16 protein-coding genes are annotated in these 14,529 nt (G+C 33.3%); 1 reads left to right on the forward strand and 15 read right to left on the reverse strand.

Going from position 1 to position 14,529, the window contains the following annotated elements; translation table 11 throughout:
* Positions 1-145 precede the first annotated feature (145 nt).
* From PN471_RS07135 to PN471_RS07205, 15 genes are all read right to left on the reverse strand, one after another.
* The gene (locus PN471_RS07135) at positions 146-541 is read right to left on the reverse strand and encodes a hypothetical protein (protein ID WP_271776247.1); all 396 of its coding nucleotides are present in this window, start codon (positions 539-541) and stop codon (positions 146-148) included.
* 31 nt (positions 542-572) lie between these two features.
* Positions 573-1,037, reverse strand: coding sequence for a hypothetical protein (locus PN471_RS07140; protein ID WP_271776248.1), 465 nt, complete (start codon positions 1,035-1,037; stop codon positions 573-575).
* Complete coding sequence (locus tag PN471_RS07145; protein WP_271776249.1) at positions 1,034-1,258, reverse strand: hypothetical protein; 225 nt, start codon at positions 1,256-1,258, stop codon at positions 1,034-1,036. The genes PN471_RS07140 and PN471_RS07145 overlap by 4 nt, the downstream gene beginning before the upstream one ends.
* Positions 1,259-1,414: 156 nt before the next feature.
* Entirely contained in the window at positions 1,415-2,629 is a 1,215-nt protein-coding gene (gene csx2 / locus PN471_RS07150) for a TIGR02221 family CRISPR-associated protein (protein WP_271776250.1), read from the reverse strand.
* A gap of 61 nt (positions 2,630-2,690) precedes the next feature.
* Positions 2,691-3,602 (reverse strand): putative CRISPR-associated protein, encoded by a 912-nt coding sequence (locus tag PN471_RS07155; RefSeq protein WP_271776251.1) that lies wholly within the window; start codon positions 3,600-3,602, stop codon positions 2,691-2,693.
* 22 nt (positions 3,603-3,624) lie between these two features.
* Positions 3,625-4,386 (reverse strand): CRISPR system precrRNA processing endoribonuclease RAMP protein Cas6, encoded by a 762-nt coding sequence (gene cas6, locus PN471_RS07160; RefSeq protein WP_271776252.1) that lies wholly within the window; start codon positions 4,384-4,386, stop codon positions 3,625-3,627.
* 6 nt (positions 4,387-4,392) lie between these two features.
* The gene (locus tag PN471_RS07165; RefSeq protein ID WP_271776253.1) at positions 4,393-5,691 is read right to left on the reverse strand and encodes a serine/threonine-protein kinase; all 1,299 of its coding nucleotides are present in this window, start codon (positions 5,689-5,691) and stop codon (positions 4,393-4,395) included.
* A gap of 22 nt (positions 5,692-5,713) precedes the next feature.
* Positions 5,714-6,997, reverse strand: a complete 1,284-nt coding sequence (csm5, locus tag PN471_RS07170) for a type III-A CRISPR-associated RAMP protein Csm5 (RefSeq protein ID WP_271776254.1) — start codon at positions 6,995-6,997, stop codon at positions 5,714-5,716.
* The gene (gene csm4 / locus PN471_RS07175; RefSeq protein WP_271776255.1) at positions 6,981-8,078 is read right to left on the reverse strand and encodes a type III-A CRISPR-associated RAMP protein Csm4; all 1,098 of its coding nucleotides are present in this window, start codon (positions 8,076-8,078) and stop codon (positions 6,981-6,983) included. The genes csm5 and csm4 overlap by 17 nt, the downstream gene beginning before the upstream one ends.
* Before the next feature lie 2 nt (positions 8,079-8,080).
* On the reverse strand, positions 8,081-9,052 hold the full coding sequence (gene csm3, locus PN471_RS07180; RefSeq protein WP_271776256.1) for a type III-A CRISPR-associated RAMP protein Csm3: 972 nt from the start codon (positions 9,050-9,052) through the stop codon (positions 8,081-8,083).
* Between the two features lie 2 nt (positions 9,053-9,054).
* Complete coding sequence (gene csm2, locus PN471_RS07185) at positions 9,055-9,537, reverse strand: type III-A CRISPR-associated protein Csm2 (protein ID WP_271776257.1); 483 nt, start codon at positions 9,535-9,537, stop codon at positions 9,055-9,057.
* A 4-nt stretch (positions 9,538-9,541) separates the two neighbouring features.
* Positions 9,542-11,857 (reverse strand): type III-A CRISPR-associated protein Cas10/Csm1, encoded by a 2,316-nt coding sequence (cas10, locus tag PN471_RS07190; RefSeq protein ID WP_271776258.1) that lies wholly within the window; start codon positions 11,855-11,857, stop codon positions 9,542-9,544.
* A 17-nt stretch (positions 11,858-11,874) separates the two neighbouring features.
* Positions 11,875-12,450: a hypothetical protein gene (locus PN471_RS07195; protein WP_271776259.1), complete on the reverse strand. Its 576-nt coding sequence runs from the start codon at positions 12,448-12,450 to the stop codon at positions 11,875-11,877.
* Between the two features lie 23 nt (positions 12,451-12,473).
* Entirely contained in the window at positions 12,474-12,596 is a 123-nt protein-coding gene (locus PN471_RS07200) for a CRISPR-associated protein Csx3 (RefSeq protein WP_271776260.1), read from the reverse strand.
* A gap of 35 nt (positions 12,597-12,631) precedes the next feature.
* Entirely contained in the window at positions 12,632-12,772 is a 141-nt protein-coding gene (locus PN471_RS07205) for a hypothetical protein (RefSeq protein WP_271776261.1), read from the reverse strand.
* A 238-nt stretch (positions 12,773-13,010) separates the two neighbouring features.
* Here PN471_RS07205 and PN471_RS07210 point away from each other — a divergent pair, with 238 nt between their 5' ends.
* Positions 13,011-14,342 carry a TIGR03985 family CRISPR-associated protein gene (locus PN471_RS07210; RefSeq protein ID WP_271776262.1) on the forward strand — a complete coding sequence of 444 codons (1,332 nt, stop codon included), beginning with the start codon at positions 13,011-13,013 and terminating at the stop codon, positions 14,340-14,342.
* Positions 14,343-14,529: the final 187 nt, after the last annotated feature.

Raw genomic sequence — 14,529 nt, forward strand, 5'->3', positions numbered from 1 at the left:
ATGGTGCAGAAGACTATATCACCTTCAAAACGGGGGTCTTCTGGGTTTTCTCCTGTTTGTAGGGTAACAACTGGACAAGGGACATTTTGAGCTTGTGACCAGCGTTGCACGAGGATTTCTGTTCTTTGTCGCAGACTGTTGAAACTTAACCTCCTAATAATAACCTGATTTTTTGTAGATTTTGAAAAGATTGATTAACCTTAAATTTGTTATTAGTGTAATACAGTTTTGCACCAGTATTTATATCTTGTAAATATCTAGCTTTGCGGCTTTCAGACTCTAATTCAATATAGGCATTACGTAGACTCCTATTACCTAGTTCAAATGCTAGTTCCCTGATATAATCTTTGCGAGAACTATGGGGAGATGGCCCAGGGTATTCCTGGTTTATATCGCAACCTGTCTTACAAGCATAGTATTCTACCCAGTGCAATGCTGCATAAAAACACATTGTTACAGTCCAATCTGGATAGGTTTTTTCCAGATCACGTGCTGCTTGTTCATTAGTTTTAGCTTGCTCAAGGTAGTGTTCACAAGTCATGATGATTGTTGTCAAAAAAGTCTATGATTAATTAACTTATAACCAGATTGATAAAGTAAGTTGAGATGGAACTAGAGATTTGTTTTTTTTCATGTATATCTATTACTCTAGAACCTTCTTTCAGTGTGGCAAACTTGCTGACAGGTTCAGCATTAAAATACCATTTTTCGCCAGAATCATCTCGTAATTTCCATTCACAATCAATTACTAAGTCTTGCACTTTATTCCAATCTTCATAGTCTAATTCTGTATCAGAATGTAACTCTAATTCAAAATCAACCCAATGGATATTAGGAAATCTTAAAGCTATAGCTCTAACACTTTTGACATTAGCTACTTCAGCCAAATTCTCTAATAATCCTTTTATTTTACTTGTAGCATCAAGATTAGTTAATTCTTCAGTTACTAAAGAAGATTCTCCAAAATGACTCCAAGAAGTATCTGTTTTATCTATAAAATGCCAAGATTTTTTAATTAAATTATTAGGTGAATTCATTTTTCATCCTTGAGGAATTCATTTAGACGATTTCTTAAAAAAGTCGCTTGTTGTCTAGTAAACGCAAAGTTAGCTATTGGGTTCACTGAGGAATCAGATTCTTGATCTTCTATAAATGGATTATCTGAAAGTATTCCTGCTATTAAAATACCATCGTCGCTATCTATTGCTATTCTTACACCTGTAACTAAATATACTTTATCTTTTGTTTGTTCACTCATAACTTGCTTTTTCACTCAAGGTAGGTTGTTACTGAAAAAAGGGAGAGAAAACATAGCTAGTAAAACTAGTTTTACCAACTCCCTTTATTTTAGGCTAGTTTTTGCCTTTCGGTTTAACTTGCCTACAAAATACTAAATTGTATGGTAAATATAGTATTATGCCGTAAATTCAGGTAGTAGTTCTGATAATCCTTGAACTAATTTATTCTGTGCATATTCTTCTAATGTTGCAGCACTAATATCAGCAGGACGCATTTGAGCATGGGCAATATCATTACGATATTCTGTTAAAGTTGACCACAAACCTCCTAGTTTTTCAGCACTGGTAACATATTTAATTATTGGCTGATTAAAATTAGGATTAGCTCCTGTCATTTGTCCTAGTTGTGTTTCTATATCTTTACGTTTAATTCTATCTCGATAATCATTAATTCCATCAGCTATGCAAATGGCAGAAACTAACCATTCTCTACCTAATAAAATTGCTTGACAACTGAGCTTTTTCGCAATATACCAACGTAAAAGCAGAAATTGTTTTTGCAATTGTTCTTGAGGACTACTTTGCTCAATATTTATGAGAGCAAATTGACTATAATCATTTTGAATTTGGGTCAAAAGAAGCTCAAAAGGTTTAGCAAACGCACCTACTTCCTCTTGCAATTCAGAGGTGGGAATATTTTGAAGTTTTGCTGATTCTGTAATTAAGTCAATAGGACGAACTAATTCAATAGAACGCGATAACGCTTGAATGCGATCGCCAAAAATTCTGAGTTTAATTGGTCTAATTTCTGATGTTTTTTGTTTACCACTACGGTAAAAATCTTGTTGAATTGTACTCAATAAATTTCCTAATTCAACTGATGAACCTGTACTTAAAAATTTATCAGTAGCGGTTAACCAGTCTAATAATTTAATTGCAGGAGTTAAATCAAAAATAGGTGGTTGTTCGCGGTTTGCTTCAAATGCACCATAGTAAACTCCCACAATTTCTACATTTCTGGCTTTTTGTAAAAATGCTGCTGCTAATAACACTAAAAGAGGAATGGAACGAAAAGCATGGGTAATATCAAATAAAACTTTGGCGTTAGGTTCAACAGAATTAACCACTGCATCAAATATTTCCCATACTTCAGTTTCTACTTTTCCTGAAGGAATGAGAACATCTGTAGATTTAAAGCGATCGCCTAATGTTTCTTGTAGAGTATTCCAATGTGCTTCTTTTGCTTCTTTTGTAACTAATACTGTTACTTGATCTGGTTGAAAAAATTCACATAAAGCATGAGCTACATAACGAGTTTCTAGTTGTTTCTCTTGCCAAGTATAGCAAGTTTTTTCATATCTACCTGTTCCTAATACGGTTAAAAGTTGCATTTTTATCTCCTTTTTATCTTCTTGTAATTTTCTTGTAGGGGTAAGTAGTTAAATTTTCCTTTTAAATCAATCTACCTAAGCGTTCGCGTAGTTCTTTTGTTGCTTGTTCCAAATGTTCTGGTGTATAACCTGTAGTTTCCACAGAAACAGCCATCTTTTTTTCTTCACTTTCATATAAGTGAATCCAAAATATATGACGACCATCACCAGTTTTTCTTGTAGCTGCTTTTATTTGATTTTTAGGAGCAGAAAACGCATTTTGATCAAACCTGACATACTCAACCCAAGGAATATCTTGAAGCATTTTTTCTACTTTTTTCCATACCTTTGGTCTATGATGTCCATAGGAATTATTTTGAACTCTGATAATTTGTGACCTATCTAAACCAGATTCAGGTAAATTAGCAAGTTTTATTAATACTTGAGGTTCAGCAGTATCAGATAAATATGGTAAATAAATAAGAGCCTTATACTGTTCATGAACATAGCATACAGGAATTTTAAAGGTATTACCTATTAGTGCCATAATCATTGTTTGGGCTTTAAAACCACCTGTTGCGGCTAAAGTAATATTTCCTTTTGATTGTGTAATCAAATCTTTCAGAAGTACCGCCATTTTTTCTAGTGCTGAAGCTGACTCATCTAAATCATAATTAATTCCTGGGATTGGATGTAATGAAACATCTTTTTGATGATGAATACTTTCTAGATATTCTTTTAAGACTTCTGCACATTCTAACCCTGATGGAGTATCTGAATGTAGCAATAAAATTTCATCATGAAAATTAGGATTAAGTCGCCATATTGTATTTGTTTCAGCACTAATAAGTTCTGGATCTATTTCACTCATCCATTGAATAGCTATTTTACGATCGCCTATGTTTTTCTGTCCCACCCAAGGACGTTTTTTTTCTAAATTCTCATCTCGATTTGTAAGAAGTGAAGTTCCTACAGTCATTATCATGGTTTCCATAATCTTTTTATTCCTCAAATTTTCAGTTTTTTATAATTGTCTGTCCCATTCCCAACCGTGTCTTAATTCCCGTACCAGCAAACCGCGCATATTGAACTAATAAATTAGCCACATTTGCTAATAAAGGATCAGCACGTTGAAAAACTTGTAACCTCACATCACCAATAAATCCATTAACAAAGCCCTTATGTAATTGGTAAGTTCGTGTTTGAATTTTGTGATATTTAAGTAATATTGCATTATTCAAATAAGCAATTAATTCATCACCTCCTAAATAAACAGGTGCAAAATTATTCCACTTTTCCAACCAACTATGAAACATTAATGTAGGAACAGGTAAGCATAATTTTGAATTACCTTGAGAAAATGCCGTAGGAGTGATAAATTGTAAGTGATAATTTCTGATAGGTTCGGGTTCATTTCCTACTAATGCTGTATATAATTCCTCATAACTAGTGATTTCATCTTCCCGATTAATAATGTTAAATTTTGCTCCTAAAAATTCTAATGAATCTCCCAATTGAAGATGAGAAATTGCTTTAGCAGATGTTTCATTTAATCCAGATAAGGATAATTGATAAAATTCCTCTGGATGGAATGTGATAAAATCTCTGGATGTTAAATAATCTCCTGTAATTCCTGAGTAGGAAACTGAGGGGATGTTTTCAGTTCCTATTTCTAGGTTGAGTTTTTGATGTAGTTGTTTGATTAATTCTAACCCATAGGGACGGGGTAAAATTATTGATGTGGGTACAGTTAAGGTAAATGTAGAATTGATTAGCATTTGAACCTACAAATATGAATTTAGTAAATTTTGATAGTATGGTCTGAGTTTTACGGCTTCTTGATAAGCATCAATTACTGCTTCTTGTTCATTAAGTTGTTGTAAAATAAGAGTTTTATAAAACCAAGCTAATGCTTGCTTCGGTTGAGTTTGAGTCACAATTTCAAAAATTTTAAAGGCTTCATCATAAAGCATCATTTTATATAAAATTATACCTTTCTGCAATAAAGTTTTAATATTAAATGGTTTTACTTCTAGTAACTTATTAAATACTTTTAGAGCTTCTTCATAAAGACTTAAATAACTGTAAGCTACACCCATATTAAAAAGAGATCCAAAATGTGAAGGATTGATTTCTAACACTTTCTTATATAGCAGAATAGCTTCATTATGATGCTTAATGTTCTTCAAATTATTGCCTCTTGTATACCATTGTTGAGTATAATTGTACTTAAAGGATATTAAAGTTTGATTATCTGAATTTATGTATAAATATGATAATTTTTCTAAATCAGTTAACACCTCTAAAGCTGATTGATAACGATTTTTAACATAATAAGTTGTCATTTTATCTAAAATATTTGCTAATTGAGAACTAATATATGAATCATGTTTCCAAGTTATCTCTCCAGAATCATAATCTTTTGAAGGTATATATCCTATACAAGCCTGAATACCAATTATACCTACAGCATAGATATCACTATAATAGCCTGGTCTACCATCTGCTTGTTCATGTGGCATATAATCTTCTTTTCCGATAGTAATCGTATTTTTTCTTCTTAGTTTACCATCAGGATCAATAAGTAACTGTTTTACAGCACCAAAATCAATTAATACAAGTTTATTATCTTCTTTTCTCCTAATCAAATTATCTGGAGAAATGTCACGATGAATTACATTATTATCCTGTACAAATTTAAGTATTGTCAGAATATCAAATAGTAAATTATAAATTTCTTGTTCATTAAAACTTCTATTATTCATTTCTTCACTTAATTCATATCCATCTATAAATTCTTCAACTAAATACAAGTGTTGATTTTCTTCAAAAAAATTAAACAGTTTAGGAATTTGATTATAGTTCCCTAAGATTCTAAGAGTTTCTGCTTCAGTATAAAATAGTCGTTTTGCTGTTTCATAATTCATATTATTCAGTGGATTAAATACGGATTTAAGCTGTTTAAGTACACACCAATTATTATCTGAAGAATTTATGTCTTTAGCTAAATAAGCTCTACCAAATCCTCCCCCCCCTAAAAAATATACAATTTTATAACGGTCATGAATTATTTTTCCAATCATAATCAATAAATTAACGAATAAATTACAATATTTTCCACTTAACCCATCCTGGTACTAGCTTAATTTCCCCATCAGAAGTAACAATAGTTCTCCGCGATTTTGGAGCTTCAAAACCAGGTGCTTTAATACCACAAATATCTCTTAATTTTTCTCTCAACTCATCATCAAAACATAACCCTACTGTTGTTCCTGTCATCCCACTACCCCAACCTAATCGCATTCCATAAGGACATTTTTCGGGTTCGTAAAAATCACCAATATTACTAAAATCTAAATTCCTACCAGATGCTTTAGGATTATTTTCTATTGCACTCCAATAATCATGTTCATAATCCCATTGTTCTTGTGCAAATTCTTGGCATATTTGTAATAATTCATCAATGTTATTAAATGGTAATTTCATTCCTTGTTTATGTTTAAACCAACTCAACATTTCTTTATCCAATGTGATAGTAAATTCTGTTTTCACATTCCTGACCATTTCCACATAAAGCGAGGCTTTATATTTTGCTTTATAATCATCAAATCTACTAGAAACCACTACTTCTACCACTACTGGTAAATTTACAACACTTGGTCTACCTGTTCTTCCAGTCACTTCTGTTTTAATTAATGATTCTGAATCACTAACTTTTAAACAGCGTAAAATATCTGTATTTTGACTACTACCACTAAATGTTTTACCTTGATAAATTAAAGAAAAGTCAGAAAATAAACTATCCATAATTTTATCATCAGCAAATGTTTGATTACGTTTACTGCTTAATTCTCCTAATCTTGCTTTCAGTTGTTTTTCAATTTCACTTACTCTGCTAGTTTGGGGAACTTTATATTTATCTGGATGTTTTAATAAATGATAAAGTATTGCGGTTTTTATTGCTCCTTTAATAGATGAACCAGGGATAAACAAATATCCTATACCATTACGAATCATCGGACGTAAATCAGAAATCTTTTCTTGTGTCCAATTCTGACTAATTGCATTTTCAGGAAAAATGGGATTTTCATTAGTATCTTTTGTATTCCACCATTCATTACCAAATGCTTGTTCTAAAAGTTTGGTGATATTTTCATTATTTTCAATTGCTTGAATATAATCATTTAAAAACCTTCCTCCTTTTTTTAATAATGCTTTAGCTAATGCTTCTTGATTCGGAAGATAAACTTTCTTTGCTGTCTGTACATATTCAAAGGGATTTAACCGAGATACAGATGAACCAATATGTAAAATAGGACTGGTTAACTGTATTTTTCTAGTTTCATAAAAGTCAGGTTTTTTTAATGCTAATTCAGCAGCAATTGTCATTATCTTTTTCCTCTTTTGTATTAATTGGTAGGGTTAAACTAATACCACTACGGTAAATTTCATGTTTTGTAAATTCTTTCGGTTTGACATTTACCAGTTTTCCTAAAAGTGAGGAGGTAAAAACAGAACCTTCGCTAAACATCCGCACCATTTGACGACGAATTTGGCTTTCTACTATCCAACCTCCTCTTTCTTGTATTTCATAACTGGAATTGTTTAGAAAGTCTGGTTGCAGGTTAGAATCCCAAAATAAGCTAATTAAAGTGTGAAATTTACCACCTTTAAAATTAACAACTTCTTGCCAAATCTTTGGTAAATCTAACCATTGAGCAGTAAATCTTCCCGCACCACTAGAACGTTCTCCTCCTATTCCTTCTTCCCCTAAAAGATGTAAAGCAGCTTGCAATTTATCCGCTAATTTTTCACCTTCTGGAGAAAGTTCCACAAGAAAATATAAACCTGCGGTATTTTTATCACTACCATCACCACTAGCAAAGTGAACAAAGCCTGTATGATAAAGGTTAGTAGCTGTGGTAACTCTATCAATTCCTATTTTTGGAAGTTGATGAGTTTTACAGGCTTTTTTGTAATTAAATGTTTCTGCTGTTGCTAATTTTCCCTCTGGTTTATCTTCACGATGATTTTCTAATTCATTTTTATCATCCTCTGTAAATCCTTGTCCTTGATACCATCTTTGCCAAATTTTTAAGGGTAAATAATTCAGCTTTTTATAAGTTTTGAAAAATGCTAAATCATCATCTGGATAGTTGATAGGGAATTTGAGAGGACGAGGGAGATAATAAATAGTATTTTTATTTCCATCTTTCTCTACCTCTCGATAAATAAAGGTGGAACTAATTCTCAATGGTGGAATTAGTTCAGGATGTTCTTTAGTAGGAAATAACTGTAATAATTTCTCTACTGCATCTTTCCCAAACATTCGCGCATAGTTACTAACCCATGCACTAAATAGGCTATCAGAACGGACGCGATCGCTCGTTTCTTCCATTCCTATTCCTAGTTCCCCAAAATGCGCGGGATTGTTACCAAAATTGAGTTTCACTAATTTCCAAACACTCATAATTAATTCCCTGGTAATAATCGCTGGATGTACTCACGCAAATTTCTGAAGTTCTCTAAAAGTGCTGCGGTATTAGCAATAGGTTCTAATGATTGTATTGCTGATGTTCCTCCTGGTGTTTGTGTCATTTGCCGATATTGATCTAAACTACGATAGGTAAAAAGGAAGTTTTCAAATACTACTTTTCCATATCCTCTTGAACCATTTCCACCTAATGCGTCATCTTCTAAAAATGCCAGAGCGATCGCTATATTTTCTAAATCTTTAACTGCTTGGTCTGCATTTTCTATCGTGTAAACTAATTCAAAATTAAACTTTGAACCCGCAGGAACTCTTTCTAATTGTCGAGGATTTGCTGCTGCTGTAACCCTATCAATGTTATTTTCAAATTTCCATTCTGTCATAAACAAACCAGTATCTACTTGTTTTAATTGCGTTGCAGAATCTGGATGTAAATGACTGTCTCTAATAATTAACCGACTTGTTGCATTTCTACCGCTAGAAATTTTTACACAATTTTGACCTTCAATTGTTTTTGTAGGACTTTTATCAGAAAATAATCCTTCATTTCTTGCTGACTCTATAGGTATCCAAAAGTTAGAACCACCTGTAGAACCAAATAAACGGCTAATTTGGCAAGTTCTCGCACCTTCATAACGGATAAAACGATCTCTTTCTACTTCGGTAAAACCATCTACTAAATCATCACTTTCATAACGTCTAGTATCACGACTACCAGGACGATTTAGAGGTTTATTTAATAACCTTTCTAATGTTGCTCTTAATTTACCTTTAATTGATGAACCGGGTAAATATGGATATTTAGTTAAAGGATCTCTAATTACTGGTTTATCCAATCCACCAATATCTAAATTTTCACCACCACCACCAATATGTAACCCTGTTTTTGCGGTTAATTGACACTTGAGAGTAACTTTTCCTAACAAGGGAGTTTGTAAATAAGATACTGTCATGATTATTTTCCTCCTTCTGCTTTGTGATAAGCAATAATTGATTCTAAAAATTGTACTAACCGCTCAAAATCTTCTTTGCTATGAACTTTATCAATAGCAACTGACATCACATCACTTAATGGTTTTGCTGCTCTTTGTCTCGCTGCTGCATAAGCTAATTTGGGTTGCAGTAATACCACATCTATTTCTATTGCAGAAAATTCTCCTTTTTCAGCTAATTCAGCCTTTAAACGATTAACAGCATCCAGAAATTTACGCACTTGATTAGTTTCTAATCTTTGGTTTTTGAGATATGGACCAAAGTTTTTAGCATGGTTAACTAAATCTCTAATAGGGTACGTTTTTAATCCTTCTGGTAATCCATCAATAGTTTTTTTAATCTCATCAACAATATTATGTGTACCACTAATATTATTTTGAGAAATTGATAATTGATTGGAACTTACTGATGGAGAAGATATTTTTGGTTTAATGGGTTCTGGCATATAATTATCCACGATTTAATAATTCAATCCAAGTAGCTATAGCCTGAAAATAACGTGAGTTATAAGGATTCAGTAATGATTTACGAATGGGAATAAAACTATCGTTATTTACTATTTTATTAGGTAATCTAGCCAAAGTATAGGCTATTCTAGGTAAGTGTAAATAGTAACGAATGTCCTTGATTTCGTCTTTATATTCCTCCTTTTTACGTTTCATCTCAATTTCTTCAATCTTCAAATTTTGTATTTGAGCAGTATCTAATAAATTGCGAACAAAGCTACGAGTATAATTGATTTCTATTTGCTGTTCTTCCAATTTTTTCACAAATGGTAAGATACCAAATAGATCAATATTTGCATTTACTCCTAAATATTTTTTTATTTCATTATCAAATGTTTCAATATCTGAAATATTGATATTTTCTGATCCCAACCACTCACTCCATTTAAAAACTTGACCAAATAATCCTAAACTATCTCTACCATTTCCTTTGGCTGCGTCTTCAGCATGACCAGAAGATTTTGCTGCTTGATAAAGAGGGAATTTAGGTGTATCAATGCTGATTCCACCTGATAGGGTAATATCTGGATTATATCCTGTATAAGATCGAAAACATTGATAAACATCAAAGCCAAAATTTACTGCTTCATTCCATGCACCACTAATAAATAAATCATCACCCCCAGCATATATAAATAGTATATTATATTCCTCATTTTTTGGCAACAATTGTTTAAAATTTTCAGGAATATTTCCGATTCTTTTCTTTGCCAAACTATTGAGATAAACCTTAAAGAAATAGCTCATTTGCCGTGAAAGTCCTGCTAATCTAGGTAATGTTTGATTTTTACCTAAACCTTTAGCAAATATTTGTCCTAATCTATCTACATCCATTCTTAAAGATGCAACTCTTTTAATTCCTTGGGCTTTTTCTGCCATTTCTTCAGCACGCATAAAGCCTAATTCTCCTTGCTTTCCATAGTTACCTAACAGCAAAGGATAAACATTATTAAAATTCTTGAATTGGTAATGTTCTAATGTCCAATCATTGACTAATAAAACTGTATCAGCAGTAGGATCTATTTGTTTCCAATTTTCAACAAGATGATAGTAAATACCTCCAGAAAATGACAATGTATGTAATGTTTTAGATATCTTTGGTTGTTTTGATCTCACAATAGCATTAACTTTAAATAATTGCCCTCCCAATTCAAACATACTTCGGCAATTTGGACAAGCTAAAACTGAATCTAGTTCATTATCATTCAGAGCTTTTAACTTATCTGATTCTATATCATCACGATAACACACACGACAAGGTTGATGACTATAACGTGGTTTGATGAACTTACTAAACTCACTAATTGGAGTACAAAATTTCTGAGATTTATGTTTAGCTAAATTTTTGGTTGCTTTTGACCAATGTTCTGCAAATTTAGAGGTTTTATCTTCTGTTTTAGCTTCTGGTTTAAGATCATCTTTAGGAAAACAAAAACAATCTAAAGCCAGAAATACTTTACCTTGAAATTCATCCAAAAGCCATTTATTAAAATCTTGACTAACTTCTTGAATTAGTTGCTTAATTCCTGGTTTTCCAGATGCCAAAATATATAAATTACCACCACCTGCATAAATTACATTAGTCCGAGTTAATTGTAATTTATCTAGTAATTGTTGTACTATTTCTTCAGTAACTAACTCCAAATAAAAACTCCTCGCTCTTAATGATTTTAATGCACCATCAGAAGATATAGTATAAATGAACTTTTGAATCCCTGATAAATCACCAGCAATTAAAGTAATATTTTGAGATTCAGAATTATTTACTAAAGCTGCTGCTACTGCGGCTGTACTTTTAACCAAATCTATTAAGGCTATATTTTCTGCTCCAAAACTAATAAATGAGCCAAATTTTTCCACAATTAATGTCAACAAAGAGAGATTTGTAACATCTTCTTGATCTAAGGTATCTAAAGCTGCTTTTACCTCTTGTTTAAAACTCTCTAAACTTGGTTTTTCTGTCACTGGATAGGGAATTTTAGGATCATTATTATCAATAGCTTTAGGTTGCCAATAATGTGCTTCTGTCTCCTTTTTTTCCTCTTTTTCAAGATTCACATAGTCAAATAGTAATCTTAATGCTTGTGGTTTTCCATCTGTAGTCCAAGATAGGATTTTCTGAGCTTCTTCGACAGCACTATCAATAGTATTTGGAGATGATTGAAATAACTTATTTGCAACATCAGAATTAGCCCATTTTGCTAAAATTGCGATCGCCTGTTGAAAAACCTGTAATGCAACTTGAGAACTTGTCACCATAAAAACTCCCTGCAACTTCAAACTAACCCCACTAAAACCCTAGCCAAAGCCTGAATCATCGGACGACTAGAAACATCTTCCCCACGCTGTAAACGGTGAACAGTACCCGTGAGAATAGGTGATTGTGAATCAATGCGATCGCCCACTTCATGTAAATCACTATGTATAATGGCAACAGTTTCTAGCCGTAAATCTGCACAAAACTCTTGCCAAGCAGGTATTTTTGACTTATCTCCAGCTAAGATCACCGCATGAGTGGCATATTGCATAATCAACCTATTTGCTGAACTGATTTTTCCCCCCACATCAAAAATCGCCAAAGGTTCACCACAATTTTTTACCCATTCTGATCTGGACATAGCAAACTCCGGTGTAAATGCTGTCTTATAAGCATTCTTGTATCGTGTTGCTACTCTTAAATCTCGTTGTGCCGTTTCTGCAAACCAACTACCCTCACCATCAGGATTAACAGTAATCGTATAAGGATATGGTGCGCCAGGAATACAACGAATAGCTTTTTTTAAACCTTCTCGCAAACAAGATTTACCCGACTGTGGAGGACCACATAAGACAACTTTTACCGTTTCAGCCATTGTTGAGTTTTCTTTTCTAGACTTTAATCAATTAGATATCCCAGTTTATATGCCGGGTTGTGTGTGATGCAAATCACGTATTTACCTAATTTTGGATCAAAAAAACCAATTGCTCCGTAAATATGGGCTAATTTATGTGCCAACACAAAAGCAACAGGAATAGAAACAGGTCCATTAATTCTCAGTAGTTGTCCTCCTCTTGTGACTGTGGCATTTGCTCTAACTTAGTGGCAGCATCTTTGACAATTTGGTCATTTTGGGCAGGTTCACCAAAACTCACCCGCAAAATATCATTTTTTAACTCAATGTTGTAAGTAGTCATTACCTTTACGGATTCAGTAACTATCACATCATACATGGCATTGGAAGCAGCCTATTCCAGATTAGTCTATGCTGGAATTACAAAGAAAAGGCGATTGGATGTCGCTGCTACACAAGCCAAATCCGACTATGCGGACTAAAAAAAGCAAAGATATTTAACCCATGTAGGTGGGTTTTGCCTGTGTAGACGCGGTTTCTAACTGCCCTTTTTCTTTACAAATCAAATCGGATTGCTGCAAGTGTCTGAGCAAATTTTTTCTGATATTCCTCAAGTAGAACTGTTGCAATGGTTAGCACGCGGTTCTCTCAAACAAAACCTCCTCCGTGCCATTCGGTTGTGGGTGTGGTTACGTTCTTTATATGGAGAAGATCAAGATCATGTATTCTTAGAGGATGGTTTTACATTGGCAGATTGGAAAACCGCTTTCTTTAGTTCGACACACCCCAAAGGAGAAACAATTCCCGATTTCCATGACTCTAACTGTCATTGTGCAAAAACTACTGCCGAATGGTTGTTTGATGATAAAACTGGATTGAATCAGGAAACATGGAAACACTCTTTATTATCTCATGTTAATATCTCTAATTTAGATGAAATTCTCCAAAAACGATTATTTGGGGTAACTCGTCGTTCTTTACAAGCAGATTTACAAATTTTAGAAGAATTAGGTTGGTTAGAAAATCGAGAGCAAAAATATCATCGAGTTCAATATTTACCTTCTCGTCCTATTACTACTAAACCTAATGATTATGAATTAAATTTCCTGAATCAAGAAGACTTAGCAGAAATCGCTGAGAATATGTCGCAAAAAATTGGTGGCGTGCAGCGGTTTTTTTTGAAACTAGACTATGTGGTAACTGCCGTAGACGAAGTTGGAAATTGGCAATATGAACTGCGAAAACTTTGGTCACAAAGTCCAGTCCCACCAATTAACTTAATTTATAATAGTGCTAGATTAGGAGAATCTATAGAATGTTTGGTTTATCCTGTTTGCATTTATTATGTACAACGTGCAGTGTATTTATGTGCCTTTGGGGAAAGTCCTGATAGAAAAACAGATTGGTATAATTTTCGGTTGGATAGAATCGAGAACATCACGCCAATTGAATGGACAAATCCTGGGATTCCTAAAAACTTACAACAAAGATATCACCAAAGAAATTTACCAAGTCCAGAAGAAATAGAATTGCAAATGGATAAGGCACTAGGATTTGATTTTTATTTAGAATCTCGACTAATGCTGCTACGATTTGAACGAGATTATCATGACCGCTACATTCGGGATACCTCTCGCCATGAAACTTTTAAATTGATTGGCTATCAAAAAGCGAGAAATTTGATTCAAAGTTCTGTAGTTAATTCAGAACACAAGGCAGAATTATTAAAGGTTATCACCAATCGTTCCCCAAAGGATGCTTATTACAGTCTTCAGTACCGACATGGGGATCATAATGTAACTATGCGGTTAAGAGCTTGGCGACCAAGGGTAGAAATTCTCTCACCTTATGATTTAAGACAGAAAGTTACAGCCGATATTGTCAAGGAAATAGGACTTTATCAGAATAATTAGCTAATTTAAGGCTTTACTATTTGCAATACATTAACTATTGACAAGTAACTTGGTGACGTACTCCACACACTCCCTTTCAGGTGAGTGTGGGCTTCTCAGTGACTCCTCTATGAGGACATTAACTGAGCTTTAAGACCGTGCGCCCCACGGTTCTTTGGTTTTGAGATTTGTTTTTTGTTTTGTAGGC

It is taken from the genome of Aphanizomenon sp. CS-733/32, from assembly GCF_028330045.1.
Classification (GTDB): Bacteria; Cyanobacteriota; Cyanobacteriia; order Cyanobacteriales; family Nostocaceae; genus Dolichospermum; species Dolichospermum gracile.